Source organism: Streptomyces sp. NPDC001536, from assembly GCF_042894505.1.
In the GTDB taxonomy this organism is placed as follows: domain Bacteria; phylum Actinomycetota; class Actinomycetes; order Streptomycetales; family Streptomycetaceae; genus Streptomyces.
Window position 1 is genome coordinate 316,071 of record NZ_JBIAVQ010000010.1, and the last position, 25,077, is coordinate 341,147.

The window sequence follows — 25,077 nt, forward strand, 5'->3', positions numbered from 1 at the left end:
CGACTCCAGGGAGTGAGCGCCAAGAAACTCAGGCTGGGGAAAAGGGGATGGGAGCGCTCCCATGAAGCCATCATGCCGAGTACACGTCAAGAGAAAGCGCATGCGTGGCCGCAATGCGCCTCGGCGGCTCGATCAACGACGATCAGGAGCAGCAGCCGGTGTCGAGGCGGCAGAAGCACGACGCCTCGATCGGCACGTCCGCGAGGGCGACGGCGATCTTCAGTTGCTGCGCCACGATCTGCGCCTCGCCCGGCTTGCCGAGGCGTACGAGGCACTCGTGGAACCCGTGCAGGGCCCACACGTTGCCCGGGTGCTGCACCGCGCGCGGCAGCGTGTCGTCGAGCCCCAGGTCGGCGCGGTAGACCGCCTCGGCCTCCGTGACCCGTCCCTGTTCCAGGAGGAGGGCGCCGTAGGCGTGGCGGGTGGGCTGCATCCATCCCCACGGCTCGTCGTAGGGCAGGTTGTCGTCGAGGGCGATGGACCGCTCCAGCGCGGCGAACGCGGCGTCGAAGTCGCCCTTGCGGTAGTCCAGTTCACCGTCGAGCATCGCGGAGGCGATGGCGAGGATGTCGGCGCAGGTGTTGTTGAACAGCATGCGCGTCTCGGGCACCCGGTCCACCGCCTCGCGGAACAGGACGCGCTCGGCCTCGGCCTCGGGGATCCGGCCGGTGGCGGACAGGGCGACGCCACGGGCGTAGTGCAGCATCGCCGTCGTGACGCTGTACAGCTCCTGATCGGCGGGCAGGGGCAGTTCGAGGATGTCGGTCCAGCGGCCGAAACGGATCAGCACATGCACCCGCATGGCGAGGAAGCCCTCCAGCCAGTCGGCCATGGGCGGGCTCTGCACGCGCAGCAGCTCCTCCGGGACGGAGGCCTCCAGCTCGGCGGCGGTGTCCAGGGCGACCCTGGACCGGCCGAGGAACATCGCGCCGTAGATCTTGAAGTGGTAGTTGTGCGACCGGTACAGGGTGTAGAAGTTCATGGCCCCGGACCGGGCGTGGAACTTCTCGTCGGCGACGATCGCGGCGCTGTTGTCCGACACGACCCTCCGGTAGTCGCCGCACAGTACGTCGAGGTGCGTGGGCATGTGCTGGAGATGACCGGCGTCGGGGACCAGCCCGCGCAGCCGGTCGGCGACGGGCAGCGCTGCCTCGGGCGTCGGGGACATCTCCATCAGGTGGATGTAGAGGTGCAGCACGCCCGGATGGCGTGCGCCGGCGTCCGTCGCGACCGCACGGTCCAGCACCGCCTTGGCCTCCAGGGTGCGCGAGCCTTCCTCCGGTTCACCGGTCCTGAGGTTCCACAGCTGCCAAGGGGTCAGGTTCATCAGGGCGTCGGCGTACAGGGTGGCGATGTCGAGGTCGTCGGGGGCGAGTTCGTGGACGGCGCGCATGCTGTCGGCGTACGGCGCGTTCCACACCGAGCAGTCCTCGACGGCCTTCGCCTGCGGATACCGGCTGCGCAGCGCGCCGATCAGGGCCCGCTCGACGGGCGTGGCACCGGTCTGCGCCTTCTCGTGGGCCAGCTCCACCGCGGCATGGGTGCGCTCTACGGTCCGTACGAGGTCCTCTCCGTCGAAGAACTCCCACGGCTTGTTGTAGTTGGGGCCGAGCGCGTACGCGATGCCCCAGTACGCCATGGCACAGTCGGGGTCGGCCCGCACGGCGGCCTCGAAACAGGCGACGGCCTCCTCGTGGTGGAAGGCGTACGTCCACACGAGACCGCGGTCGAACCACAGTTGGGCCTCGGGGGACGAGGTCGTCACGGTACGTCCGTGAGTGCCGAGGTCGTAGTAGTCCATGCGGGTTCCCCCCCAACACGAGCCGGTCTGAGGACGGTGACGTTACAGGGTGTTTTGTTCCCCTGCGATCCGGTCTCTGGAACGGGAGTTCGACGGAGAGCTCTCTCACCGGCTACGGCACGGTGTCGTCCTCACCGCGGCGGGCGAGGCGCTGGTGCAGCCCGCCCAGCAGGTGCTGCGGGATGATCTGGCGACGGCCGGTTCAATGGTGCTGAGCGGCGGGCGGCTCGACATCGTGTCGCAGACAATCCTTTCGGTGGACCCGCCGGCGCACCTGCTGGGTGACTGCCATCGGGCGCGTCCGAGGGTCTACGTGCGGGTGGTCGACCCGGAGCAGGAGATGCACGTCATGCTGCCCGCGGAGCATCCGCGTCCGCCGGGCGACACCATCACCTCGCGCGAACTGGCCACGCCCTGGGCGTCGCGCCGCGGATCGCGGTGGAGACCGGGCATCGCGCGATGATCGTTCCGCTGGTCCTGCCCGCCTCGACGGCCCGGGACGCGCCGCTGCACGGGTGCGGATGGTGTCCCACCGGCCGTGTTCGGCCTCGACACGATCGTCGGCACCCGGTTCGCGAAGTCCGGCGGCCCGGCGTACGCCCTGGTCAAGAACTTCCGCTGGAGCCACGAGGACCAGAACACCGTCGCCCGCTGCATCGCGCTGGACAAGACAACACCGGAGGCGGCCGGGAAGAAGTGGGTCGAGGCCGATCCCGACAAGGTCAGGGCCTGGCTCGGACGGTAAAACCCGTTGCGGCCCCCGCCCGCCCCACAGCACCCTGGCCCTCATGTCCTACGTCCTGCGCCCGGCCCTGCTCGCCGATGCCCCCGCCGTCACCGAACTCCTCAACACCGTCGACGAGATCGAGATCGGCCGGCGCGAGACCGATCTGCACACCGTCGAGGCGGATCTGAAGCGGCCCGACATCGACCTGGAGCGCGACTCCTGGCTGGCCTTCGACGGGGACCTGCTGGTGGCGTACGGGCTGCTGTGGGACGACTCCGGGGACGAGCGTATCGACATCGACCACTACGTCCTTCCCGACCATCAGCCGGCGGGCGAGCTGCTCCTGGACGCGATGCAGACCAGGGCCGTCGCCAAGGCCCGGGAGAACGGCGCGGCGAGGGCGGTGGTGCATCTGCATCTCAACATCGAGCCCACGCTCGACACTTCACTGATCGAGGCACGGGGCTGGCAGGTCGTACGCCGCTACCACGTGCTGCGACGCCCGCTGGACCCGGCGCGCGACCACGCCCCCGAGCTGCCCGCCGGGGTACGGATACGCCCGTGCACGACGGATGCCGACCGTGAGCGCGTCCATCGGCTCTACCAGGCCTCGTTCGCCGAGCACTTCGACTTCCAGCCGCGCACGTACGAGCAGTGGCTGCACGACGTCGACGCGGAACTCCTCGACTGGTCGCTGGTGTGGATCGCCGGCACCGAGGAGTCGGGGGACGCCGGGTTCCTGATCTCCCGCGACGACCGGGAGGCGATGGGGTGGATCCGCAGCATCGGAGTACTGCGCGAGGCCCGGGGGCAGGGTCTGGGCGGACTGCTGCTGCGGCATGCCTTCGGCGCGTTCGCCGCGCGGGGGCGGGACACCGTGGGGCTGGGCGTCGACACGGCCAACGCCACCGGCGCTCCCGAGCTGTACGGACGTAACGGAATGACCCTTCACTTCGCCGTCGACACATGGGAAGCGGTGCTGAACTGAGCGGCGACGCAAGCGGGTTCTCCCCTCGGGGCTTCTACGACGACCTGGCCGCCGACTACCACCTGATGTTCCCGGACTGGGACGCGAGCATGTCCCGCCAGGCAGCGGCGCTCGACCCGCTCGTCCGGCACCGGCTGGGAGAGGGGCCGTGGCGTGTCCTGGACTGCTCCTGCGGGATCGGCACACAGGCGATCGGGCTGGCCCGAGCCGGACATCGGGTCGTCGGCAGCGATCTGAGCCCCCGTGCCGCCGCTCGCGCCGGGACCGAGGCGGCCGCGCGGGGCGTCGGGCTTCCGACGGCCGCCGGGGACATGCGCCGACTGCCGTTCGCCACCTCTGTCTTCGACGCGGTCGTCTGCGCCGACAACTCACTCCCGCATCTGCTCTCCGCACCGGACGTCACGGCCGCCCTCGACAGTATGCGGCGGGTGCTGCGCGACGGCGGTCTGCTGGTGCTCACCCTGCGGGACTACGACGAGATCCGGCGGACCAGACCCGTCTCGACCCCGCCTCAGGTCAGCCACACGCCCGACGGTCAGGCGATCACCTTTCAGCTGTGGCAATGGCACGAGGACGGTGAGCGTTACGACCTGGAGCACTTCCAGCTCATCCCCGCCGGGGACGACTGGACGGTCCGACGACGCCGGACCACCTATTGGGCGCTGTCCCGCCCGCAGTTGACGGACCTCCTCACCGAGGCGGGCTTCGCGGACGTCGTCTGGCACGCAGCCGAGTCCACCGGGTACTACCAGCCCGTCGTGACGTGTCAGGTGCGGCGGGCCAGCAGGTAGGCGCGGCGGGTCTCCACCTCGTGGGCGTAGTGGGTGCGTTCCAGGCTCATCTCCACGGTGAAGCCGGCCGTCTCCAGCAGCTCGGCGATGCGCGCCGGGTCGAGGAAGCGGAAGTCGACGTCCACCTTGTGCCCCCACCACTCGTCCACGTGCCGGATCTCCTCGCCGATGTGGAAGGAGAGGAGGGCGAGGCCCGAAGGACGCAGGACCCGCGCCATCTCCTCAAAGGCGCGGTGGAGTTCACCGGGGTCGAGGTGGATGATCGTGTAGAGGGCGGCCAGGGAGCCGAACTCGGCGTCCCGCGCCGGTAGTTCCAGCAGATCGCCCTCGCGGAACTCCACCTGCGGGAACCGCCGCCTGCCCACCGCGACCATGCCTGGCGACAGGTCGATGCCGACCGTGTGCGCGCCTTTCCCGGCGAGCCAGGCCGCCACATGTCCGGGACCGCAGCCCAGGTCGCCGATCGTGGTGCCCGGCTCCGTCTGTTCCAGCAGGGCGGCGAGCAACGCCTTGTCCAGCGGCTTGTGTTCGAGTTCCGCGTGGAGGCGAGTCGCGTACTCCTCCGCCACGGTGTCGTAGCTGCGGCGTACCGAGTCATGGTGTGCGTGATCGCCCATGCGGTCCAGCATGCCATTCCGGGCCCCGTGGGCGACTTAAGTGAACGGTTAACCAGCCGTTGATACCCGTCGGCACCCCGGGCCCAATGGGCCGCACACAGCGCCCGACGAGCCCGGCCAAGTCCCGGGCGAGACAGGGGGATTGCGCCCATGCAGGTTCCCGCCCCGTTCGAGTACCAGCGGGTGCACAGCGTCGAAGAAGCCATCACGCTCCTGGACCGGCTGGGCGACACGGCGCGGATCGTGGCCGGCGGACACAGCCTGATCCCCATGATGAAACTGCGGCTGGCCGAGTTCGAGTACCTGATCGACATCAACGAGCTGCACGGCGAGCTCGGTTACCTCCGCGTCGGGCCCGACGCGATCCGGATCGGCGCCATGACCCGCCACCGGGAACTGCTGGAGTCCGACGAACTCGCCGCCGCCTTCCCGATCTTCCGGGACGCCGAGCGGGTCATCGCGGATCCCGTCGTACGGAATCGGGGCACGCTCGGCGGCTCCCTGTGCAAGGCCGATCCGTCCGAGGACCTGTCCGCCGTGTGCACCACGCTCGGCGCCGTGTGCGTGATCCGTGGCCTCGGCGGCGAACGGCTCGTGCCGATGGAGGACTTCCATCGCGGGACCGTACGAGACCGCGGTCGGTGACGCGGAAATCCTCACGGAGATCCGCTTCCCCGTGCGGCCGGGCAGGTCGAGCGCGTACGAGAAGGTGGAGCGGCGGGCCGGGGACTGGGCGGTCGTCTCGGCCGGAGCCGCGGTGTGGCTGGAGGGCGGGATGGTCACCGACGCCCGCGTCGGGCTCGCCGCCGTCGGCCCCAACACCGCCGGTATCCCCGGTATCGCCGAGGCGCTGCGGGGACGTCAGCCCGGAGAGGAGCTGTACGCCCGGGCCGGGGACATGGCCGCCGAGGCCTGCCACCGGACAGGAGGCGTGATCCCTCGTGCAGGTCACCATGAACGTCAACGGGGAAGAGGTCACCCGGGAGATCGAGGGGCGGCTGCTGCTCGTCCACTTCCTGCGCGACCACCTCCGGTTGACGGGCACCCACTAGGCCCGCAGTTGTGCCGGGGTCAACGAGAACCTCCCGCGCTCACCACGGGCGACCGTCCACCTGTGACGTGGAGCTCAAATTAGCGCACCAGTTCGCCGAGGGCTACGGCCACGCGGTGACACCTGATCGAGGCAGTCGGCCCCGCCCCCGTCCCGTGCGGCGCTAGCGTGGGCCCATGATCGTATGGCTCAACGGCACCCACGGGGCGGGCAAGACCACGACCAGTCCGCTCGTGCAGCAACTGATCCCGGATTCACGGGTGTTCGACGCCGAGAAGGTCGGCGAGACTCTCATGGACATCTCGCCGGGGCTGCCCGCGACGGACAACTTCCAGCACTGGCCGCCCTGGCGACCACTCGTCGTCGAGACCGCACGCCACATCCTCGACTACACCGACGGCACTCTGGTGATCCCCATGACCGTGCTGGTCGAGCGGTACTGGCGTGAGATCAGCGCGGGCCTCGTCCAACACGCCATTCCGGTACGGCACTTCGTGCTCCACGCCGACCAGGAGACCCTTCGCGGACGTATCGCGGGCGACACGGTGCTCGGCCCGAACTCCCCGTTCCGCCTGCGATACCTGGAGCCCTACGCCGAGGCGGCCCGCACCTGGCTGCACGAAGAGGCCGAGGTCGTCGACACCACGCACATCACGCCGGGCGAGGCCGCCTCGCGGATCGCGGAGGCCCTCAAGAACTGAGGATCAGACCATGAGCCCGGCGGCGAGGGTCGCGCCCAGTTCCCAGCAGGCCTCGGTGTCGGACTTGCCGGGCTCTCCGGTGACCGTCACCGCGTCCGCCGCGCGCCGCCAGCCGAGGCCCGTGGTGATCGACTCGATGCCGCGCACCGCTCCGGTGACATCGCTGCCGCCGTGCACGTAGTAGCCGAAGGGCCGGCCCCGCGTCTCGTCCAGGCACGGGTAGTAGACCTGGTCGAAGAAGTGCTTGAGGGCACCGGACATATAGCCGAGGTTCGCCGGGGTGCCCAGCAGATAGGCGTCGGCGGCCAGTACGTCGGAGGCGGTGGCCGCCAGCGCGGCCCGCCGGACGACCTGGACGTTCTCGATCTCCGGCGCGGTGGCGCCGGACACGACGGCCTCCAGCATCGCCTGGCAGTTGGGCGAGGGGGTGTGATGCACGATCAGCAAAGTAGCCACACCCCGAACCCTGCCGTCGGCCCCGCGTCGCGCGCAAACGCGGCGGCTACTTCTTCACCTCTCCGGTGAAGATGGAGGTCTCCGACTCGTAGTCGGGCGCCACCTCGATCTGGAGGAAGCTCTCCCCCTTGGGGAGTTCGCATCCCCAGGGCACGGAGAGGGACCGGCCGGCGAGGATGCTGGTGTCGGGCAGACCGTCGAGTCCGTCGTCGTAGATGGCCTCGCCCTCCTTGCCCTCGTCGCCGTAGGCGCAGTTCACCGTCATCATGCCGGCGTCGACCTTCTTGTCGGACCGGTTGACGATCTTGATCGTGAACTTGGCGTACGGGGTGTTCTCGGGGGCCGCGTAGTCGCTGGAGACCGCGCGGGAGAACTTGGAGAGGCTGATCTCCACGTCGTTGTCGTAGACGATCGTGTCGTCGAACCCGTAGGAGTCCTCGCCCGCTTCCTCCGCGGCCGCTTCCTCCGTGGGCTCGTCGGCTCCGGTGTCCGCCACCGTGTCACCGGATTCGGCCGGCACCGTCTCGGTGACCGTGACGGTCGGCGCCGCCTCGGCCTCGCCGTCGCCGCCGACTCTCGCGGTGACGACGGCGGCGAGGGACGCGGCCACCACCGCGGCCGCGGCGGCGACGAGGACCGTGGTGGTCCTGTTCGGGCGCTGGGGCGGCTGCGGCGGCAGGTAGCCGGGCGCGGGCGGCGGGGTGTAGCCCGGCATGGGCGGCGGAGTGCTGTCGTGGCTCATGGTCCCCCCAGGGATGGTGCTGTTGAGTGCTCAATGATCACCCACGGGGGCACTTATGTGGAGTTCTCGTAATGAAACTGTGCTGATGAGACGGTCGGTCACTCCGTGCGCAGCGCCGTCGCCGTACGGGCCTTGGCCGCCCAGCCCGCCGGAAGCAGCGCGCCCAGCACGGCGATACCGACCCCGGCCAGGCCCAGCAGGACCAGTTCGGGAGCGTCGTACACCTTGAGGACCGACGGCGGCAGCCCGGTGCCCGCGGCCTCCGCCATCTCCGGCAGCACGAAGCCGTGCAGGGCGAATCCGGCCGGCACCCCGACGAGTCCGCCGAGAACGCCGATGCCGGCCACCGAGGCGAGCACGAGGCTCACGGTCTGGCGCGGGGTCATGCCGAGGGCCTTGCACACGCCCAGGTCGTGGACGCGCTCCCGGGTGTCGAGGACCACGGAGTTGAGGACGCCGAGTCCGGCCACGGAGACGAGCATGAGGGTGAGGAGCGCGGCCATGGCGTTCAGGACGATGAGGAGGTTGTCCTGCTCGGAGGGGGAGTTGGCGAAGGCGTCGGCTCCCAGAGGCCGTACGGCCGCGGCGAGTTTCCCGGCGTACTCGGCCGGGGAGACGCCCGCCTTCACATCGACCCGGAACTCGGTGGGCGTGACGGCCGGGAAGTCGGCGATGTCCGCGTGGATCTCCAGGATGTCGTCGGAGGTGTCGAAGGCCTCGCCCACGATGCGCAGGGTGGCCTTGTCCTCGCCGGCGGTCACCCGCACGGTGTCGCCGATCTCGGTGCCGGTGGTCTCCAGGAAGTGGGAGGAGACGATGACCTGGCCGGGGCCGGTGATCCAGTGGCCCGAGATCATCGCGTAGCTGCCGGAGCTCGAGTCGCCGTCGTAGAGGGTGACCCGGACCGTGCCGGAGACCCCGGGCACCGTGGCCTCCTCCTGGGCCACGCCGTAGTACAGGGCGGTGCCCGACTGTGCCTCGATGGCGGCGCGCACCTTCGCCGGGTCGGCCGGTGTGGGGGTGGGGGTGTTCGGTGCGGGGACGTGTTCGCCCTTGCCGATGCTGGGACCGCCCGCGAAGACGCTCACGTCGTTGCGGCTCTCGGGGTCCCCGGCCGCCGCCACCTCGTTCAGCGACGAGGTCAGCCCCAGCGCGAAGGTCGCCGCGACCGTGCCGAAGGCCACCGCCAGCAGCATCGCGAGGGTGCGGACCGGGTGGGCGAAGGGGCTGGCCAGACCGTAGGTCACCGCGCGCGGCAGCGGCAGCCGGCCCGCCGCCCGGTGCGCCCACTGGCCGCGTCCCGTGCGGGGTGCCCGGCCGACGGCGATGGCCTCCACGGTCCGCAGCCGGCCGGCCCGCAGCGCGGGGACCAGCGCCGCGATCCCGACGACGAGCAGGGCGACGGCCGCCACCAGGACGTCCACCCACCAGGCGACCGTCAGCGAGACCGTGCCGTAGACCGTCTCGGTGTCCTCCAGGAGCGGCAGGGCCATGAGGTTGCCCAGGACGACGCCCAGCGCGATACCGGCGCCGGCCGGGAGGAGCGCCTGGGCGATGTAGGCGCGGACGACCTCGCGCGGAGTGAAGCCGATGGCCTTGAGGATGCCGATCCTGCGCAGGCTGGTACCGACCGCGCCACTGATGACGCTGCCGACGATGATCACCGACATGACGATGCCGAGCACGCCGAAGGCGATGAGGAACGGGATCGTCGGGGCGGCGTTCCGGTCGGCGGCACGCTTGGTGTCCAGGTAGGACTGGCTGCCCAGGAGCGCCCCGGACGGCACGGCGGCGGCGAGCTTCTTGCGGTCGGCGGCGATCTGGCCCTTGGTGTCGGCGGAGTCGAAGCGGTAGAGCATCTGGCTCGTGACCGGGGTGTCCTTCGACCCGAGTGCCTGGACCTGGGCGGGTGTCGCCCAGGCGTCGGCGGTCTTGCCGACGGACAGGGCGAAGCCGACGATCGTGAGCGTCGGGCCGGTGGCGGCGTCCGAGGTCTTGAGAGTGGAACCCAGCTTGAAGGCGGGGCCCTCGAACGACTCCGAGAGCACAATCTCGCCGCTCTTCGTGGGCCACCGGCCCGACTTGAGGTCCAGCTTCTCCACGTCGCCGCCCGGCTCGGACCGGCCGACGAGTGTCATCGCCGGTGTCTTCCGCCCCTGGTCGTCCACGCCGTGGATCGTCGCGGACGGGTAGGGCCCCGACGTCCCAGTGACGCCCTCCAGCCGGCCGGTGGCCGTCAGCTGGGCCGTGCTCACCTTGGCGGGGTCGAACTCGGCGGTGAGATGGGCCCCGTGCTGGCGGGAGAAGGCGCGGTCGAAGGGGGCGTTGGTGGCGACCATGAGCGATCCCGCGACCACCGCGGAGGCCACGGCCATCATCGTGGCCAGGGCGATCACCACGGTCTGCACCCGGCGCCGCCCGACCCCGGACCGTACGACCCGGCCGAGGGCGCTCATCGCACGGCCTCCGTCCGGGTGTCGAGGGCGAGGTGACCGTCGACCAGGTGGATCGTGCGGCTCGCGCACGCCTCGGCGAGGGCGAGGTCGTGGGTGACGAGCACGATGGTCTGCCCGCCGCGGTGCAGGTCGACCAGCAGCTCGCGTACGTCCTGGCCCGAGGCGCTGTCCAGGGCGCCGGTCGGCTCGTCGGCGAGCAGCAGCGCGGGCCGGTTCACCAACGCCCGGGCCGCCGCTACCCGTTGGCGCTCGCCCCCGGAGAGCCGCCCGGGGTAGGCGCGGGCGTGCTTCTGGATGCCCAGCACCTCCATGAGTTCCCCGGCCCGGGTGGCCGCCTTGCGGCGGGAGGTGCCGGTCAGCTGGGCGGGCAGCTGGATGTTGTCGGCGACGGTGAGGTCGTCGAGCAGGTTGAAGAACTGGAAGACCATGCCGATCCGTTCGCGGCGGAAGCGGGCCAGCGCGTGCTCGCTCAACCGGTCGACGTGCTGTCCGGCCACGGTCACGGTGCCGGTGGTGGGCTTGTCGAGGCCCGCGACGAGGTTCAGCAGGGTGGACTTGCCGCTGCCGGAGGGTCCGGTGACGGCGAGGGCCTCGCCCTGGGCGACGCCGAGGTCGATCGGTCCGAGCGCGGGTGCGCCGGCACTGTCGTAGCGCTTGGCCACGCCCGTCAGTTCGATCACATGAGTCATGGGGTCGGTCCTCGCGTCGAAGGGGCTCAGGCTCAGCGAAGGTAGGGGCGCGGGCCGGTGCGCCGCGTCGCCCGGGGCACCGACCTGGGGCCCTTCCCGCGGAGGACCCGATCGCGGGGTCATCCCTGCGACGTACGCCCGCAGGACGGTTCGCCTGCCTCAAAGGCGGACGCGGCCGCGCCGGCCCGGGCCCCACAATGTGCCGATGGAGACCGTGAACCGTTGGCTGCGTCAGGTGGGCGCGGCCGTGCGGCCGGAGCCGAGGCGTACCCCGCTGTCGCGGCGTGCGCTCAGTGCCGACGTCGTCCTGGCGGTGCTGCTGACCGTGGTCGCGCTGGTGGTGGCGGCGCGCTATCCCGGCGACGGGCCGGCCAGCCTGGGGAAGGTGGAGTACGGGGCGCCGGACCTGCCCCGTCCTCCGGTGCCGCCGGGACCGCGGTTCGTCCCGGACGAGACGTACTCCCCGCCCTGGCCGCTGATCGTGCTCTCCGCGCTGCCGCTCGCCGCCCGGCGCAGGTTCCCGCTCGCCGCGTTCGCGGTGCTGATGACCGCGGTGCTGGCCATCGGTGACGACGCCTCCTGGATCAACGTGCTGACCTGCGTCATCGCCGCGTACAGCGCCGTCATGCACAGCCGGCACCGGACGGTGGCGACGGCGGCGATGGTCTTCGCGGCCGTGCTGGCCGGCTTCGCCTTCCGGGAGACGGAGCCCATCCTGCCGGGGTGGTCGAGCCCGGCGGTGGTCCTGCTGATCGCGGGGGTGACGGCCGGACTCGTCCGCTACTGGCGACGGCGTCTGTCGGCCGACCGGGAGCGGCTCGCGCGGTTCCAGCGGGACCAGGAGCAGGCGACGCACCGGGCCGTGGAGGAGGAACGGGCGCGCATAGCGGCCGAGTTGCACGATGTCGTGACCCACAATGTGAGCGTGATGGTCATTCAGGCGGGGGCGGCGCGCAAGGTGATGGATGTGGCGCCGGAGCGGTCGAAGGAAGCGCTGCTGGCGGTCGAGGCGGGCGGCCGGGCCGCGATGGCCGAACTGCGCCATGTGATGGGCCTGTTGGCCGCACCGGACATGGAACAGCCCGACGGCCTGGAACCCCAGCCCGGCCTCGGACAGCTCGACGCGCTGATCAGGCGGGTGCGCGCCGCCGGGACTCCGGTCGGCGTCGCGGTCTCGCTCCCGCCGGACCCGCTGCCGCCCGGGATCGACCTGACGGCGTACCGCGTCGTGCAGGAGGCGCTGACCAACACGATCAAACACGCGCCCGGAGCGGAGGCCTCGGTCGCGATCGGCTACGCCGAGGAGGTCCTCCAGATCGAGGTCATCGACACCGGAGCCGTGCGTGACGCCCCGCGGGCGGAGGGAAACGGCCGCGGACTGATCGGGCTGCGGGAGCGACTCGCGGTCTACGGCGGTGAGTTGACCGCCGGTCCGACCCTCGCCGGCGGCTACCGCGTCAAGGCCCTCGTCCCGTGGCGGGCGGCGTGAGCGGGCCGGGGCTGCGCGCCGTCATCGCCGACGACCAGGCCCTCGTACGGACCGGCTTCGGGATGATCCTCGCCGCGGACGGCATCGAGGTGACCGCCGAGGCCGCCGACGGTGCGGAGGCGGTCGACGCGGTCCGCCGCACCCGGCCCGACGTGGTCCTCATGGACATCCGGATGCCGGGGATGGACGGGATCGAGGCGACCCGCCGCATCCTCACCGAGGAGGGCGCGGCCGGCCCCCGGGTCATCATCCTCACCACGTACGACCTCGACCACTACGTGTACGCCGCGCTCACCGCGGGCGCCAGCGGCTTCCTGCTCAAGGACGTCACCCCCGAACATCTGGTGGCCGCCGTACGCCTGGTGCAGTCCGGGGACGCCCTGCTCGCGCCGGCGATCACCCGCCGGCTGATCGAGCGCTTCGCACACCGCGAGGAGGCCCGCCCGGCCCCCGGCCCGCACCGCGACCTGTCCGAGCTGACACCGCGCGAGACGGAGGTGCTCCGGCTGCTGGCGACGGGTCTGAGCAACGCCGAGCTCGCCGACCGGCTCTTCCTCAGCCCGACCACGGTCAAGACGCACGTCGGCCGCATCCTGTCGAAGCTGGATCTGCGCGACCGGGTCCAGGCGGTGGTCCTGGCGTACGAGACCGGGCTGATCACTCCGGGCGCAGCGGACTGAAAAGCGGAACGGACGGAAAACCGGAGGACGTCCCCGACACCGCCGGTTACCGTTGATCCATGGAGGTCATCGAGCACACCCACACCGCAGCCGCGCGAGCGACCAGCTCCCCGGCTGCCGAAGCCTGACCTCACCTCTCCCCCGGCGGCCGGAAACGGACCGCCGGTGCAGTGCGCCACTTCCTCCCTGTTCCCGCGGTTCTTTCCGGTCCCCCGACCCGAAGGAACACCGCCATGGACACGGACCAGATCCTGCGCACCTTCACGGACTTCTACGTCGAGCACGGCCACCACCTCATCACCGGCGGCACCCTGCTGCCGCCGCCCTCGGACCCGGTGCTGTTCACCACGTCCGGCATGCACCCCCTCACCCCGTACCTGGAAGGCCGCCCGCACCCTCACGGCCGGCGCCTGGTCAACGTCCAGCGCTGTCTGCGCACCACCGACCTCGACGAGATCGGGGACTCCACGCATCTGACGGTCTTCGAGATGCTGGGCTCCTGGTCGCTCGGCGACTACGGCCATCCCCAGAGCCTGCGCTGGGGACACGAGCTGCTGACCGACGGATTCGGCATCCCGGACGAGCGGTTGTACGTCACGGTCTTCGGCGGCGACGACCACGTCGGCCCCGACACCGAATCCCTGCGCACCTGGCAGGAGTTGGGGCTGCCGGTGGAGCGGACCCGCGAGGACAACTGGTGGTCCAACGGCCCCGTCGGCCCGTGCGGCCCCGACTCGGAGATCTTCCTCTGGACCGGCGACACCCCGCCGGAGGGCACCCCCACCACCGACCCGCGCTGGGTCGAGGTCTGGAACCACGTCAGCATGCGCTACCGCCGCCACGAGGACGGCAGTCTCTCCCCGCTGTCACGGCCCTCCGTCGACACCGGCATGGGTCTGGAGCGCCTCGTGACCGTCCTCCAGGGCCACGACTCGGTCTACGACACCGACCTGTTCGAACCCTGGACGCGTCTGCTTCCGCCCCTGTGGGACCTGGACGAGACCCCGTCACTGCGGCTGGTCTGCGACCATCTGCGGTCCGGGATCGTCGTCATCGGCGACGGTGTACGGCCGTCCACCACCGGCCGCGGCTACGTCCTGCGGCGCCTGGTCCGCCGTATCCTCACCACCCTCTGGCAGCACGATCCCACCCGCACCCTGTCCGACCTGCCGCCGGAGCTCGTCGAGCACACCCTGGACCACTTCCGTCTGCCCGGCGGCACGCCACCGGTCCTGGAGGTGCTCCAGGACGAGGAGCGCCGCTTCACCCAGCTCCTCGACCGGGGCCGCCGGGTCCTCTCCCGCCCGCAATTCCAAGGGCGGTTGAGCGACCAGGACTACCACTACCTCCATGACACCCACGGCCTGCCCCGCGATCTCGTCGTCGGGCTCCAGGGCCTGCGCCGATAGACTCCCCCACCTCGACCGCGACCCCCGCTACCCGTGGAACTTCCCCGCCGACGTGGTCGTCCCCGGCTCCTGGAGGCGGGCGAAGAGGGGTTCCGTCTCCGGGAGCGTGCCGTCGGCGGGCGTCACCCGGCGTCCGATGTGCTCCGCCGCGCCGGGGATGAAGGGCCGTAGCTCGTCGGCCAAGGTGCGGCAGGCAGCGACCAGCGCGGCCAGGACCGCGTCGAGGCGTTCGGCCGCGTCGGTGTTGCCCTGCCGTTCCGCTCTGGCCAGTTCCCAGGGGCGCGTGGCGTCGATGCAGCGGTTGGCCTCCTCCACGATGTCCCAGGCGGCGTCGGCGGCCCGGCGGAAGTCGAAGTCGGCCAGCGCGGCGTCGATGCGGCCGGGTGCCTCGCGGCATGCGTCCAGCAGGCCCGCCACGGCGAACCGGTCGGTGCCCAGTGCGGGCACGGACCCGCCGCGGTAGCGGTGGACCATCGTCACGATCCGGTGGACCAGGTTGCCGAGGCCGCCGGCGAAGTCGGCGTCGGCGCGGGCGATCAGTCGCTCGGTGGTGAAGTCGGCGTCCCCGACCCGGGGGACGTCGCGCAGCAGCCACCAGCGGACGGCGTCCGTGCCGTAGGCGGCGGCCAGGGAGACAGGGTCGACGGCCGTCCCGTTCCCCGACTTGCTGATCTTCCGCCCGCCGACGGTCAGATAGTCGTGGACGAGGATGTCGGTCGGCAGCGGCAGCCCCGCCGACAGCAGCATGGCCGGCCAGTACACGGCGTGGAACCGTACGACGCCCTTGCCGACGAGGTGGACACGGCGGTCCCCGGCCGCCCACCACTGCTCGTAGGCGGGGTCGTCGGTGCCGTAGCCGAGGCTGGTGACGTAGTTGCCCAGGGCGTCCCACCACACGTAGACGACCTGCTCGGGGTCGCCGGGGACGGGGATGCCCCAGCCGCGGGCGCGGGTGTGGGAGCGGGAGACGGAGAAGTCGTGCAGCCCGCCGGCGATGAGCGCGAGGACCTCGTTGCGGCGGGCTGCGGGCTCGATGCGCAGGGTGCCTGCGGTGATCAGCTCCTGGAGGCGATCGGCGTACCGGGACAGCCGGAAGAACCAGTTCTCCTCCGCGACGAGCTGGGGTTCGGTGCCATGCTCGGCGCATCGGCCGTCGACGAGCTCGTCCGGCGTGTAGAACTGCTCGCAGCCGACGCAGTACAGCCCCTCGTACTCCTTGCGGTACAGGTCACCGGACTCCGCGCAGCTACGCCACAGCCGCTCCACGCCGACGCGGTGGCGGGGATCGCTGCTGGTGCGGATGAAGTCGTCCAGCGACAGCGCGAGCGGGTCGCGCAGCGCGGCGAACGCGTCGGCGTTGCGGTCGACGAACTCCCGCACGTCGACGCCCTCGGCCTCCGCGGCGAGGACGTTCTTCAGGGAGTTGTCGTCCGTCCCGCTCAACAGCCGTACCTGTCCGCCCCGGTGCCGGTGGTGCCGGGCCAGTGTGTCCGCCTGGACGAGTTCCAGGGCGAAGCCCAGGTGCGGGCGCGCGTTGACGTAGGGAATGGTCGTGGTGATGTAGTGCCGTGGTCCGGTCATCGGTCCTCCTGCCGGCGACGGGACCTGATCCGCACAACGCGTGAGGCCCCGTTCCGGGGGCCTCGGTATCGGTGCGCGTGCGCGCTCAGCAGCCCCGGTGCGGGGGCATCATGCGGTGCTGAGGCGTAGGCGTGATCATGGGGTCGAGGGTAGCAACGGGGTCCGTCGCCGGGCATCCGGTTTTCGCTTGCCTCGTCCGGCCGACCGGCCGGACGGCCTCTTCGTTAAGGTCGGGCGCCATGACGGTTCAACTGTGTGTGTTGCTCTGGGCTCGGCCGGGCGCCGCCGCCGCGCTGGCCGCGTACGAGGACAAGGTGCTGTCCCTGCTGGGCGAGCACGGCGGGCGGGTGGTGCAGCGGGCCCGCGCCGACGGAAGCGAGGGCCGACCCGACGAGATCCAGTTGATCGAGTTCGCCACGCGGGACGGGTACGACGGGTTCATGACGGACCGGCGTCGCACCGCCCTCGCGGACGAGCGCGACGCCGTCGTCGCCCGGACCGACCTCTACCCCGTGGAGCTGACGGAGGCGTAGAACTGGGCGCGGACCCGGTGCAGCCAGGCCTCCACCGCCGCCTCGTCGGGGCGGTCGGGCAGCACCGTGCGGGTCTCGTCGAACGCCTTCTCGTAGTACGCGAGCAGGGGGCGTGCCTCCGAGGCGTCGGCGGCGACCCGTCGGCCGAACTCCCGGTATTCCTCGGGGTTCTCGACGCGGATCGTGAGGTGGCCGGTGGCGTACAGCTCCAGGCCCTGGTGACACAGTCGTTTGAGGTGCCGGGCGTGTTTCGCGGTGCGCTCGGGGGTGTCCGCGGCGGAGGAGCGGTCGGCCCGGTTCTCCAGACGGCGGAACTGCTGGGTGGCGTAGCCGAGATAGGCGTCCCGGATGCGCTTCGCGCTCAGGAACGATGTGCGCAGGCCGATCAGTTCGTCGCCGAGAGGGGTGCGCACCTCGTACAACTCCGGTGGGAGCCAGGCGAGTTCCATGGCGGTCGGGTTGCCGCCCAGGGCGAGCCGGCACCACTTCGCGGCCTCGTGCAGGGTGCGGTCCGGGGCCGTGCTGACGTAGGACTCCTTCGGCCCGTGGAGGCCGTGCAGGGACTCGGTGGGTGCGGCGAACATGCCGAGGCGGTCCACGTCGGAGCCCTCGTGGGCGAGACCGTAGGCGGTGGAGCCGACGATGCCGGACAGCAGGACGTTCGGGACGGTCACGTCGGCCACCTTTCGGATCGGGGGTACGGCGCTCCATTGTGCTGACCTGCGGGGATGCGGTCACCAGGTTTTTCCCGGTGCCGGGCCGACGAAGGGACCTCCCGGGTACGGGCTGCCGGTGGCCTCGGCTAGTGTGTGCGCCCTGAAACCGAGGGGAGACAGCGAAGTGCTGGTCAGGGCGGGGAACGCAGGGCGTCGGATGGCTTACGTGGCCTTGCTGGCGGGGGTGTTGGCGGGCTGTTCGGAGGCCGCCGACGACAAGGAGGACGCGAAGTCGTCCGCAAGCGCGTCGGCGAGCGCCGGTCAGGTCGCCGAGCGCGGCGACAGCATCGGGGCGGCCGGCTCGGCGTGTGAGCTGCCGGTGAGTTTCGACCTCGCCAAGGACTGGGAGGCGGAGGCCATCGACTCCGCGGTCATCGAATCTGCGGCCGCCCGGGACAAGGCCTCCTCGACGGATTCCGGCGAGCTCGAGGACGAGATCTCCGAGGAGATCCTCGACTCCGTCCTGCGCCAGGGCCCGGTCGCGGCCGCGTGCGAGGTCGACGCCAAGCCGGCCGGCTACGTCGGCTTCCTGCGGATCTGGACCGGTGAGCCCGGTGCCGACGACGCGCGCACCGTGCTGGAGGAGTTCGTCGCGGCCGAGGCCGGCGCGAGCGAGGCGAAGTACAGCTCGTTCACGTCGGGCGACCTCGAGGGTGCCGAGGTGGAGTACGTCGTCACGAGCGAGCTCCTGGACGAGACGAAGAAGGAGAGCGCCTTCGCCGTCGCCACCCCGGACGGCCCGGTCGTCGTGCACCTCGGCGGTATGGACACCGAGGAGCACGAGAAGATGGTCCCGGCGTTCGAACTGGCGAAGAAGACCCTCCAGACCGTCTGACGGACGGTCCGGGTCGTTCCGGCGCGGCGGACCGGTCCGCCGCGCCGGTACGTCGGCGTCACGCCATGGTCAGGACGCTTGCTCTGTGCGTGGCTGACGATCTGGTCGGCGGCTGTGTAGGTGAACGAATTGCGGGTGCTCTCGACCGCGTCCCACTTCATCTCGTTCTCGGGCGTGACCGAGTTATACGCAGGCTCGCCATGCCGAGAACCAGTGTCTTGCGGGGCAGGAGGATGGATCTGCGGGTGCCCATCTCGCTCCTTCCGTTCGAAAGTTTCGTGCTGATTCCGGAATTTCGCCGAGACCATGAGCGGTGCGTCACACCGTCAACAGGCCTCACGTCAGCTCTCGGTAATTGACCGAAGACTCCCAGATCCCCTCAGATATTCGATCGCAGAATCGAATGTTTCGGAAATTGATATCGGGACAAGGTGCAACCTTTTCATCAACCGTGTTGTCTCATCAGATAACAGACAGATGACTATCCCGGGGGACATCATGCGACGAAGCAGAACAACATGGGCCACCGTCGCTCTCATGGGTGCGACGCTCGGCGTGGCCGCGGTACCCGCGCAGGCCGCCACCACCTGCCCCACCGGCTGGGGCAGCCTCGACAAGAAGCAAGCGGTCAGCACGGCGGAATCGGTGACGAACGCACGGACCGGACGGCACGCCTGCTACGACCGCCTGGTCGTGGACGTCCCGGGCGCGGACAAGGCCGAGCTCGGCTATTCCGTCCGGTACGTCGACCAGCTCCACCAGGACGGGTCGGGCCGGCTGATACCGGTCGGCGGCGGCGCCGTCCTCGAAGTGCGGGTGGCCGCTCCCGCCTACGACGTCGAGACCGGCGCCCCGACCTTTCCCGGACGGGTGAACCGCCCGCTGCCGGGCGTCGACCTCGACGGGTACCGCACCTTCAGGGACACCCGATTCGCCGGCAGCTTCGAGGGCGACACACAGTTCGGCCTCGGCGTCCGCGCCCGGCTCCCGTTCCGGGTCCTGCGGGTGGACGACCGGGTCGTGGTGGACGTGGCCCACTCATGGAGCGCCAAGCCCTGACCCCGACGGATCGGCCCCGTCGCGGTGCGACAGGGCCGACCCGGGCGACACCGGCGTACCTCCGTACCGTCCGAGCGGCAGTGCCCGCCAAGACACCCGTGCGCGTCCCGCCGGCGCCGCTATCCCCCCGTGTACGCCCCGACCGTCGCCGCCGTCGTGGCCGCCACCGTCTCCGGGTCGGCTCCCGAGGCGGCGTAGGCGGCGCCCCACTCCTCGCCTGACCGTCGGAAGAACTCCTTGGCCTCGGCCGTGCCCTGCCAGGCCTCGGACTCCTCCCGGCTCATCCCGCGGCCCGCGAGGTGCATGCCGAGGCCGAGGGCGATGCTGTCCCAGCCGATGCCGACCGCGCCGGGCCCGAACTGGTTCCAGAAGTCCTCCGGCACCACGGCCACGTGCTCCACATCGAAGACCGTGCGCCCCTCGCCGTCGGGCGTGAGCCGCACCTCGACCTCGCTGAAGCCCGGGTCCGGCCCGTACAGCCAGCTCACCCGCAGCCGCTCCGGCGCCACGCACTCGAGGATCTCGCCCCCGGCATGCCCCTCCAGCTGATAGCTCCCGCCGAGCCGGAACTCCCCGGTGACCGGCAGGAACCATCGCCCGATCCGCTCGGGCGAGGTCACCGCGTCCCACACGTCGTCGATCCCGGCGTCATAGGTGCGCCGCAGCAGCACCGCATGGGCCTCCCCCGTCTCGACCTTCCGGGTGCCGACCTCCCGGTGCCCGCGCTCGATCTGATCGACGCTCTCGCTCATCCCCGCTCCTTTCCTCTTCACGGCCTACCAGGGGCAACGCTCGCACAAAGGGGCCGGGACCGCCTGATCCCGGCCCCCGTGCCGCCGCGGAATCAGAGGTGCGGCCGACGCCCCCGCTCCTGGTGCGGGAACGACTGGTCCGCTCCGGGCAGCGTCGGCTTCGGCAGGGTGGCCACCTCCTCCTTCGCCTTCTCCAGCTGCTGCGCCGTGTCCTCGGGCAGCCGGGGCGGACGCGGTCGGCCGGCGGTGAAGCGGAACGCGGAGGTGAAGTCACCGAAGGCGTCGCGCCGCCAGTCGCTGATGTTCGGTTCCTCGACGCCGGTGAAGCGCTCCAGGAACCGCAGCGCCGACGTGTGGTCGAAGGCCTCGCCGGCCACCCAACCGCCCACCGTCCAGGGCGAGATGATGATGGCCGGGACACGGAAGCCGCCACCGATCGGCAGGCCCTGGACGAACTCGTCGGCCGTGCCGGCGGGCGGGGTCGGCGGGGGCACGTGATCGAACAGGCCGTCGTTCTCGTCGTAGTTGAGGATGAAGGCGGTCTTGCGCCACACCTTGGGGTTGGCGGCGATGGCCTCGATCTTCGACGCCACGAAGTCGGCGCCCGCGGCGGGCAGATAGTCCGGGTGCTCCGACTGGTAGCTGGTCGGCATGATCCAGGACACCGTGGGGAGCCGGTCGTTGCGGGCGTCGTCCTCGAAGGTGCCCTCCGGCTGCGGGCGGACACCGCGCTCGTAGAGGTCCGAGCCGGGCCGCGCGTTCTTGAACGCGGCGAACTGCTCCAGCATGTTGCAGCCGTAGTCGTCGTCCTGCTGGTACACCTTCCAGCTGATCCCGGCCGCCTGGAGGCGTTCGGCGTACGTCGTCCAGCGATACGGCGTCGGCACGACGTTGCTGAGGATCGGGCCGCCCCGGGTGCCGCCTGGGTCGATCGTGCCGGTCATCCACATCAGGCGGTTGGGCCAGGTCGGGCCGAAGACCGAGCAGAAGTAGTTGTCGCAGACGGTGAAGGTCTCGGCGAGCGCGAACTGGAACGGTATGTCCTCGCGGGTGTAATAGCCCATGACGTACGGTCCGTTGACGCCGTCCGCCTTGCGGTGGGCCGGCAGCCAGCGGTCCATCCTGCCGCCGTTCCACGCCTCGTGCTGCACGGACCAGGCGTGCGAGGTGGACGGGATGGCCTGGGCGCTGGACTTGTGGGTGTCCAGATGGAAGGGCAGGAGGTAGCCCTTGGGGTTCTCGGCATCCGGCTGGTAGAAGACGGAGCGGCCGGTGTCGAGCCGCAGGGCGTCCGGGTCGGCGAAGCCGCGTACGCCGGACAGGGTGCCGAAGTAGTGGTCGAACGAGCGGTTCTCCTGCATCAGCATCACGACGTGCTCGATGTCGTGCAGCGAACCGCGCCGGGGCGGCTCGGCGGCGACCGCCTTCTGCACGCTCGGCGGGAGGAGGGAGAGTGCCGCGGCGCCGCCCAGTGCGCCCGCGGCCGAGCCCAGGAGTCTACGACGGGTCAACTCGGCCATGATTGCCCCTTCTTGAACGGGAGGAACTCCGGCCGGTCCCGGTGTCGGAACCGGTCCGCCGATCACTCTCCGCTCGGGGCGGAACAGGGCATCAGGGGCACGTGATGAACATGCGGACAACGTGCGGGAAGGGGTTGGCCAAGCCATGAACCGCAACAGCGGGCCGTTGCCCGCCCTTTGGCAACACCTGACCGCGCCATGACGTGGGGATGACGGGAGGCCCGCTGTGTCAGGCTCCGAACCACGCGCGGGCGAGCCCGGGCAGGGTCCCTTCGGCGGGGCCCTCCAACTCCCTCAGGTACCACGGCAGGTTGCTGTACACGTGCAGCAGTGTGTAGGCGAGGGCGTGGGCCGGGTCGACGGCGCTTCCGTACGCCGTGCTGAGCCGGGCGAGCAGGTGGGGGTCGCCCCGGGTGACGAACAGGCCCACGCCGACGAAGTCGTAGGCGGCGTCGCCGATCATGGCGGGCTCGAAGTCGAAGAGGCCGGTCAGGCGCCAGCCGTCGGGGTCGACCAGGAAGTGCTGCTGCATGACCTCGGTGTGCAGCAGCGAGCGGCGTGGGGTGCGGGGCAGGGGGACCGAGGCGAGGTAGTCCGGAATCTGCTCCAGCCAGGTGTCCGGCAGTCCGTGGCCGCGCTGCTGTGCCACGGCGTTCTCGCGCTGCCGGTCCAGGAAGGCACCCCAGTCGCCGGGCCCGAGGACGTCGTCGAGCGGCGCCGGGTCGAGCGAGTGGAGGGCGGCGAGGGCCTCGCCGATCTCGGTGACGAGGCGTTCCCGGTCGGGCCGCGGGATACGGCCCCAGGCCCGTGCGAGGTTCTCGCCGCGCAGCCGGGACATCAGGACGTACTGCCAGCCGTTCTCGTACGGCCCGAAGTCGTCCACCCCGGGCGTCGGTACGGGGAGCAGCCCGTGCAGATGGGACAGGACGCGGCCTTCGGCGATGCCGTCGCGCGCGGCGGAGGTGGGGAAGAGCTTGAGGACCCGGTCCTCACCCACCGCGTAGACCGGTTGCGAGCCGTCCGGGAAGCGGGTCAGGGGCGCGTCACCGAGTCCGAGACGGGCGCGGAGGTCCTCCGCGCCGGCCCGCATCAGCTTCTCGTCCCCGACGACGGCGTCCCACTCTTCGTCGGTCTCCACCACGGGCAGCATGATCGCGACCGTAGGCGGGGCGCGGGCGGAGGGCAAACGGTTTTGGACGTGCGGAACGCCCGGCCGGACACCCCCGGCCGAGCGCCCCTCGGAACCCTGCGGTCAGCCGCCGTTCAGCCGCGCGCGCAGCAGTCCCTTGCCGATTTCGGCCCCCTTGCGACTGTCCGCCTGTGCCTTGCGGAACAGATCCGCGACCTGGGTGTCCTTGTTGCGTTCGGCGTCGTGGATGTACGTCTCGAGGCGCAGCGCGTTGCTCAGGCACGCCTCCACGTACCAGATGAGGTTGTAGTCCTTGTCCGGCGTACCGGTCACGCCGCCGGTCTCCGTGCTGCTGGTCATGCGGGCCTCCTCCAGCGGTTGTCGTTCCGGAGCCGCCCGGGTACCCGCGCCACGCGGGTCAATCAGCCGACGTCCCACAGGAAACGGTGCGTGTGGATGCCGAAGTACGGGAAGGAGCGGACCTCTTGGACGCCCTCGACGTTGCGTACGACGTCGTTGACGAAGTCCAGCAGGTCACGCGGCCCGGGGGCGACCACCTCGGCGAACAGGTCGAAGCCGCCGGAGGTCAGCACCGAGTAGACGACCTCGTCCCGACGGGCGAGTTCGTCGGCGACGGCTCGCGGGTCACCGTCCACGCCGATGCCGAGCAGGGCCATCGCCTGGCCGCCCATGGCCATCGGGTCGGTGACGCCGACGACCTGAACGGCCTTGGAGTCCAGAAGGCGTTGAAGGCGCTGCCGGGCGGCCGACGCCGACAGGCCGACCTTGGGACCGAGGTCGGCGTAGGCGATACGCCCGTCGGTCTGGAGCTCGCGCAGGATGGCCCGGTCGATCTCGTCCACGGTGCTCAGCCCTCCGTTCCGGCGAGTTCGGCCAGGGCGGCGGCGAAGACCTCGGTGTGGGTGTCCACGTCCGCCTCGGTGGTGTCCGGGCACATCAGCGCCATGTTGTGGAAGGGGGTCAGGAGGATGCCCCGGTTGGCGAGATGGACGTGCAGGAAGTCCTCCAGCTCGGCGTCGCCGGCCGCTTCGGACTCGGTGCCTGTCCGCGGGGCCGGTGAGGTGAAGCGGTACTCGGTGCGGGCGCCGAGCCTGCTCACCGACCAAAGCAGGCCATGGGCGTCGATGCCGGCCCGGACACCGGCCTCGAACCGCTCGGACAGCTTCGCCATCCGCCCGAACGCCTCGTCCGTCAGGACGTGTTCGAGCGTGGCGCGCATCGCCGCGACCGAGAGGGCGTTGCCCGCGAGGGTGCCGCCGACGCCGCCCATGTCGACGAGGTCGAGGTCGTCGCGGCCGAGGAGGCGGTCCGCGAGTTCGGCGGACAGCCCGTACGCGCCGGCCGGGATGCCGCCGCCGATCGCCTTGCCGACGGTGAGCATGTCGGGCTCCAGGTCCCAGGCCGCCGTACAGCCGCCGGGGCCCGCGGAGAGGGTGTGGGTCTCGTCGTTGACGAGCAGGGTGCCGTACTGCCGGGTCAGCGCCCGGACGCCCTCCAGATAGCCCGGTTCGGGCAGCACGATGCCGATGTTGGTGAGCGCGGGTTCCATGAGGACGGCGGCCACGTCGCCGTGGGCCAGTTCGCGCTCCAACTGCTCCAGGTCGTTGAACTCGGCGACCCGGCTGGTGAGGGTGACATCGCACGGGGCGCCCACGTTGCCGGGGCGGGCCGTGCCGTGGCCGTCCGGGCCGACGACGATGAGGGACTCGTCGACGCTGCCGTGGTAGCTGTAGCTGTTCACCAGGATCTTCGGGCGGCCGGTGACGGCACGGGCCAGCCGGATGGCCCACCGGTTGGCGTCGGTCGCCGTCAGCGAGAAGCTCCAGCGGGCGAGCCCGAAGCGGCGGGTGAGCTCCGCGCCGACCCACTCGGCGTCCTCGGTCGGCAGCATCGCCGTCGCGCCGCCCTGCTCGGCGAACCGGCGCTGGACCGCCTCGGCCACCGGTGCGGGCGAGTGCCCGGCCATGGCGCCCGTGTCGCCGAGGCAGAAGTCGATGTACTCGTGCCCGTCGATGTCGGTGACCCGGGCGCCCCGGGCGGTGTCGAGGTAGCGGGGAAAGGGCCCGGCCGTCTTGTTCATCCAGGTCATCGGCACCCGCCCGAAGAGATGCCCGGCGCGCGCGTAGGCCTCCTGGGAGCGCGGGCAGCGGCGCTCGGCCTCCGCCCTCTCGCGGGCCAGGAGGTGCTGGAGACGGGTGCGGTCCATGGGCGCTCCGAGCGTGCGTACGAAAGAAAACAGGGTCGTCTCACTCTAGAGCGACTGATTCGAGCGTCAAGACAACGGAATCAAGTGTCCCAATGAGTCATATGTCCCACTGGGACATCAAGGTGTAG

25 protein-coding genes and 3 pseudogenes are annotated in these 25,077 nt (G+C 70.9%); 13 read left to right on the forward strand and 15 right to left on the reverse strand.

Annotated features, from left to right (window positions below; genetic code table 11):
• Positions 1–142 precede the first annotated feature (142 nt).
• The gene (locus ACFY0U_RS27545) at positions 143–1,801 is read right to left on the reverse strand and encodes a hypothetical protein (RefSeq protein WP_388640167.1); all 1,659 of its coding nucleotides are present in this window, start codon (positions 1,799–1,801) and stop codon (positions 143–145) included.
• Positions 1,802–1,955: 154 nt separating this feature from the next.
• Between ACFY0U_RS27545 and ACFY0U_RS27550 the strand changes: the two genes are divergently transcribed.
• The 4 genes and pseudogenes from ACFY0U_RS27550 to ACFY0U_RS27565 all read left to right on the forward strand — a co-directional run bounded on the left by ACFY0U_RS27550 (position 1,956) and on the right by ACFY0U_RS27565 (position 4,307).
• Complete coding sequence (locus ACFY0U_RS27550) at positions 1,956–2,264, forward strand: hypothetical protein (RefSeq protein WP_388640169.1); 309 nt, start codon at positions 1,956–1,958, stop codon at positions 2,262–2,264.
• Positions 2,265–2,339: 75 nt separating this feature from the next.
• A pseudogene (locus tag ACFY0U_RS27555) lies at positions 2,340–2,546 on the forward strand (glycine/betaine ABC transporter substrate-binding protein); the annotation flags it as partial.
• A 43-nt stretch (positions 2,547–2,589) separates the two neighbouring features.
• On the forward strand, positions 2,590–3,516 hold the full coding sequence (locus ACFY0U_RS27560) for a GNAT family N-acetyltransferase (RefSeq protein WP_388640171.1): 927 nt from the start codon (positions 2,590–2,592) through the stop codon (positions 3,514–3,516).
• Positions 3,495–4,307, forward strand: a complete 813-nt coding sequence (locus ACFY0U_RS27565) for a class I SAM-dependent methyltransferase (protein ID WP_388640172.1) — start codon at positions 3,495–3,497, stop codon at positions 4,305–4,307. Before ACFY0U_RS27560 ends, ACFY0U_RS27565 begins: the two co-directional genes overlap by 22 nt.
• On the opposite strand, the gene ACFY0U_RS27570 is transcribed toward ACFY0U_RS27565, so the two are convergent.
• Positions 4,283–4,924 carry a class I SAM-dependent methyltransferase gene (locus ACFY0U_RS27570; protein WP_388640174.1) on the reverse strand — a complete coding sequence of 214 codons (642 nt, stop codon included), beginning with the start codon at positions 4,922–4,924 and terminating at the stop codon, positions 4,283–4,285. The genes ACFY0U_RS27565 and ACFY0U_RS27570 overlap by 25 nt on opposite strands.
• Positions 4,925–5,074: 150 nt before the next feature.
• Between ACFY0U_RS27570 and ACFY0U_RS27575 the strand changes: the two genes are divergently transcribed.
• The 3 genes and pseudogenes from ACFY0U_RS27575 (at position 5,075) to ACFY0U_RS27585 (ending at position 6,676) form a co-directional block, all read left to right on the forward strand.
• Complete coding sequence (locus tag ACFY0U_RS27575; protein WP_388640175.1) at positions 5,075–5,569, forward strand: FAD binding domain-containing protein; 495 nt, start codon at positions 5,075–5,077, stop codon at positions 5,567–5,569.
• Between the two features lie 112 nt (positions 5,570–5,681).
• Positions 5,682–5,780, forward strand: a pseudogene (locus tag ACFY0U_RS27580) (xanthine dehydrogenase family protein subunit M); the annotation flags it as partial.
• A gap of 371 nt (positions 5,781–6,151) precedes the next feature.
• Entirely contained in the window at positions 6,152–6,676 is a 525-nt protein-coding gene (locus ACFY0U_RS27585; RefSeq protein ID WP_388640177.1) for an ATP-binding protein, read from the forward strand.
• Between the two features lie 3 nt (positions 6,677–6,679).
• Here the strand turns inward: ACFY0U_RS27585 and ACFY0U_RS27590 are convergent, their stop codons facing one another.
• From ACFY0U_RS27590 to ACFY0U_RS27605, 4 genes are all read right to left on the reverse strand, one after another.
• Complete coding sequence (locus tag ACFY0U_RS27590; RefSeq protein ID WP_388640179.1) at positions 6,680–7,132, reverse strand: flavodoxin family protein; 453 nt, start codon at positions 7,130–7,132, stop codon at positions 6,680–6,682.
• Positions 7,133–7,178: 46 nt separating this feature from the next.
• Positions 7,179–7,874 (reverse strand): hypothetical protein, encoded by a 696-nt coding sequence (locus tag ACFY0U_RS27595; RefSeq protein WP_388640181.1) that lies wholly within the window; start codon positions 7,872–7,874, stop codon positions 7,179–7,181.
• 98 nt (positions 7,875–7,972) lie between these two features.
• On the reverse strand, positions 7,973–10,330 hold the full coding sequence (locus tag ACFY0U_RS27600; protein WP_388640182.1) for an ABC transporter permease: 2,358 nt from the start codon (positions 10,328–10,330) through the stop codon (positions 7,973–7,975).
• On the reverse strand, positions 10,327–11,019 hold the full coding sequence (locus tag ACFY0U_RS27605) for an ABC transporter ATP-binding protein (protein WP_388640184.1): 693 nt from the start codon (positions 11,017–11,019) through the stop codon (positions 10,327–10,329). Before ACFY0U_RS27605 ends, ACFY0U_RS27600 begins: the two co-directional genes overlap by 4 nt.
• Before the next feature lie 205 nt (positions 11,020–11,224).
• Here ACFY0U_RS27605 and ACFY0U_RS27610 point away from each other — a divergent pair, with 205 nt between their 5' ends.
• The 3 genes from ACFY0U_RS27610 (at position 11,225) to ACFY0U_RS27620 (ending at position 14,597) form a co-directional block, all read left to right on the forward strand.
• The gene (locus tag ACFY0U_RS27610; protein ID WP_388640186.1) at positions 11,225–12,508 is read left to right on the forward strand and encodes a sensor histidine kinase; all 1,284 of its coding nucleotides are present in this window, start codon (positions 11,225–11,227) and stop codon (positions 12,506–12,508) included.
• Positions 12,493–13,188 carry a response regulator gene (locus tag ACFY0U_RS27615; RefSeq protein ID WP_388640187.1) on the forward strand — a complete coding sequence of 232 codons (696 nt, stop codon included), beginning with the start codon at positions 12,493–12,495 and terminating at the stop codon, positions 13,186–13,188. The genes ACFY0U_RS27610 and ACFY0U_RS27615 overlap by 16 nt, the downstream gene beginning before the upstream one ends.
• Before the next feature lie 233 nt (positions 13,189–13,421).
• Positions 13,422–14,597 (forward strand): alanine--tRNA ligase-related protein, encoded by a 1,176-nt coding sequence (locus ACFY0U_RS27620; protein WP_388640188.1) that lies wholly within the window; start codon positions 13,422–13,424, stop codon positions 14,595–14,597.
• Positions 14,598–14,624: 27 nt separating this feature from the next.
• Here ACFY0U_RS27620 and ACFY0U_RS27625 read toward each other — a convergent pair whose 3' ends face one another.
• Positions 14,625–16,178 carry a methionine--tRNA ligase gene (locus ACFY0U_RS27625; RefSeq protein ID WP_388640190.1) on the reverse strand — a complete coding sequence of 518 codons (1,554 nt, stop codon included), beginning with the start codon at positions 16,176–16,178 and terminating at the stop codon, positions 14,625–14,627.
• A gap of 239 nt (positions 16,179–16,417) precedes the next feature.
• On the opposite strand from ACFY0U_RS27625, the gene ACFY0U_RS27630 reads away from it, so the two are divergent.
• Positions 16,418–16,711: a hypothetical protein gene (locus ACFY0U_RS27630; RefSeq protein WP_388640192.1), complete on the forward strand. Its 294-nt coding sequence runs from the start codon at positions 16,418–16,420 to the stop codon at positions 16,709–16,711.
• Here ACFY0U_RS27630 and ACFY0U_RS27635 read toward each other — a convergent pair.
• Positions 16,684–17,385 carry a DNA polymerase beta superfamily protein gene (locus tag ACFY0U_RS27635; protein WP_388640194.1) on the reverse strand — a complete coding sequence of 234 codons (702 nt, stop codon included), beginning with the start codon at positions 17,383–17,385 and terminating at the stop codon, positions 16,684–16,686. The two genes, ACFY0U_RS27630 and ACFY0U_RS27635, sit on opposite strands and share 28 nt — an antisense overlap.
• A gap of 199 nt (positions 17,386–17,584) precedes the next feature.
• On the opposite strand from ACFY0U_RS27635, the gene ACFY0U_RS27640 reads away from it, so the two are divergent.
• Complete coding sequence (locus tag ACFY0U_RS27640) at positions 17,585–18,262, forward strand: lipoprotein (RefSeq protein ID WP_388640196.1); 678 nt, start codon at positions 17,585–17,587, stop codon at positions 18,260–18,262.
• 77 nt (positions 18,263–18,339) lie between these two features.
• Here ACFY0U_RS27640 and ACFY0U_RS27645 read toward each other — a convergent pair.
• A pseudogene (locus ACFY0U_RS27645) lies at positions 18,340–18,450 on the reverse strand (endo-1,4-beta-xylanase); the annotation flags it as partial.
• A gap of 349 nt (positions 18,451–18,799) precedes the next feature.
• Here ACFY0U_RS27645 and ACFY0U_RS27650 point away from each other — a divergent pair.
• Positions 18,800–19,321 (forward strand): hypothetical protein, encoded by a 522-nt coding sequence (locus tag ACFY0U_RS27650; protein ID WP_388640198.1) that lies wholly within the window; start codon positions 18,800–18,802, stop codon positions 19,319–19,321.
• A gap of 119 nt (positions 19,322–19,440) precedes the next feature.
• Here ACFY0U_RS27650 and ACFY0U_RS27655 read toward each other — a convergent pair whose 3' ends face one another.
• The 6 genes from ACFY0U_RS27655 to ACFY0U_RS27680 all read right to left on the reverse strand — a co-directional run bounded on the left by ACFY0U_RS27655 (position 19,441) and on the right by ACFY0U_RS27680 (position 24,949).
• A complete protein-coding gene (locus ACFY0U_RS27655; protein ID WP_388640200.1) occupies positions 19,441–20,073 on the reverse strand; it encodes an SRPBCC family protein in 633 nt (210 codons plus the stop codon).
• A gap of 92 nt (positions 20,074–20,165) precedes the next feature.
• The gene (locus ACFY0U_RS27660) at positions 20,166–21,593 is read right to left on the reverse strand and encodes an alkaline phosphatase family protein (RefSeq protein ID WP_388640202.1); all 1,428 of its coding nucleotides are present in this window, start codon (positions 21,591–21,593) and stop codon (positions 20,166–20,168) included.
• Between the two features lie 229 nt (positions 21,594–21,822).
• Positions 21,823–22,743, reverse strand: coding sequence for a phosphotransferase family protein (locus tag ACFY0U_RS27665; RefSeq protein ID WP_388640204.1), 921 nt, complete (start codon positions 22,741–22,743; stop codon positions 21,823–21,825).
• Between the two features lie 102 nt (positions 22,744–22,845).
• A complete protein-coding gene (locus tag ACFY0U_RS27670; RefSeq protein ID WP_365414068.1) occupies positions 22,846–23,082 on the reverse strand; it encodes a hypothetical protein in 237 nt (78 codons plus the stop codon).
• Positions 23,083–23,144: 62 nt separating this feature from the next.
• A complete protein-coding gene (locus ACFY0U_RS27675) occupies positions 23,145–23,585 on the reverse strand; it encodes an Lrp/AsnC family transcriptional regulator (RefSeq protein ID WP_388640206.1) in 441 nt (146 codons plus the stop codon).
• 5 nt (positions 23,586–23,590) lie between these two features.
• The gene (locus tag ACFY0U_RS27680; RefSeq protein WP_388640207.1) at positions 23,591–24,949 is read right to left on the reverse strand and encodes a transaminase; all 1,359 of its coding nucleotides are present in this window, start codon (positions 24,947–24,949) and stop codon (positions 23,591–23,593) included.
• Positions 24,950–25,077: the final 128 nt, after the last annotated feature.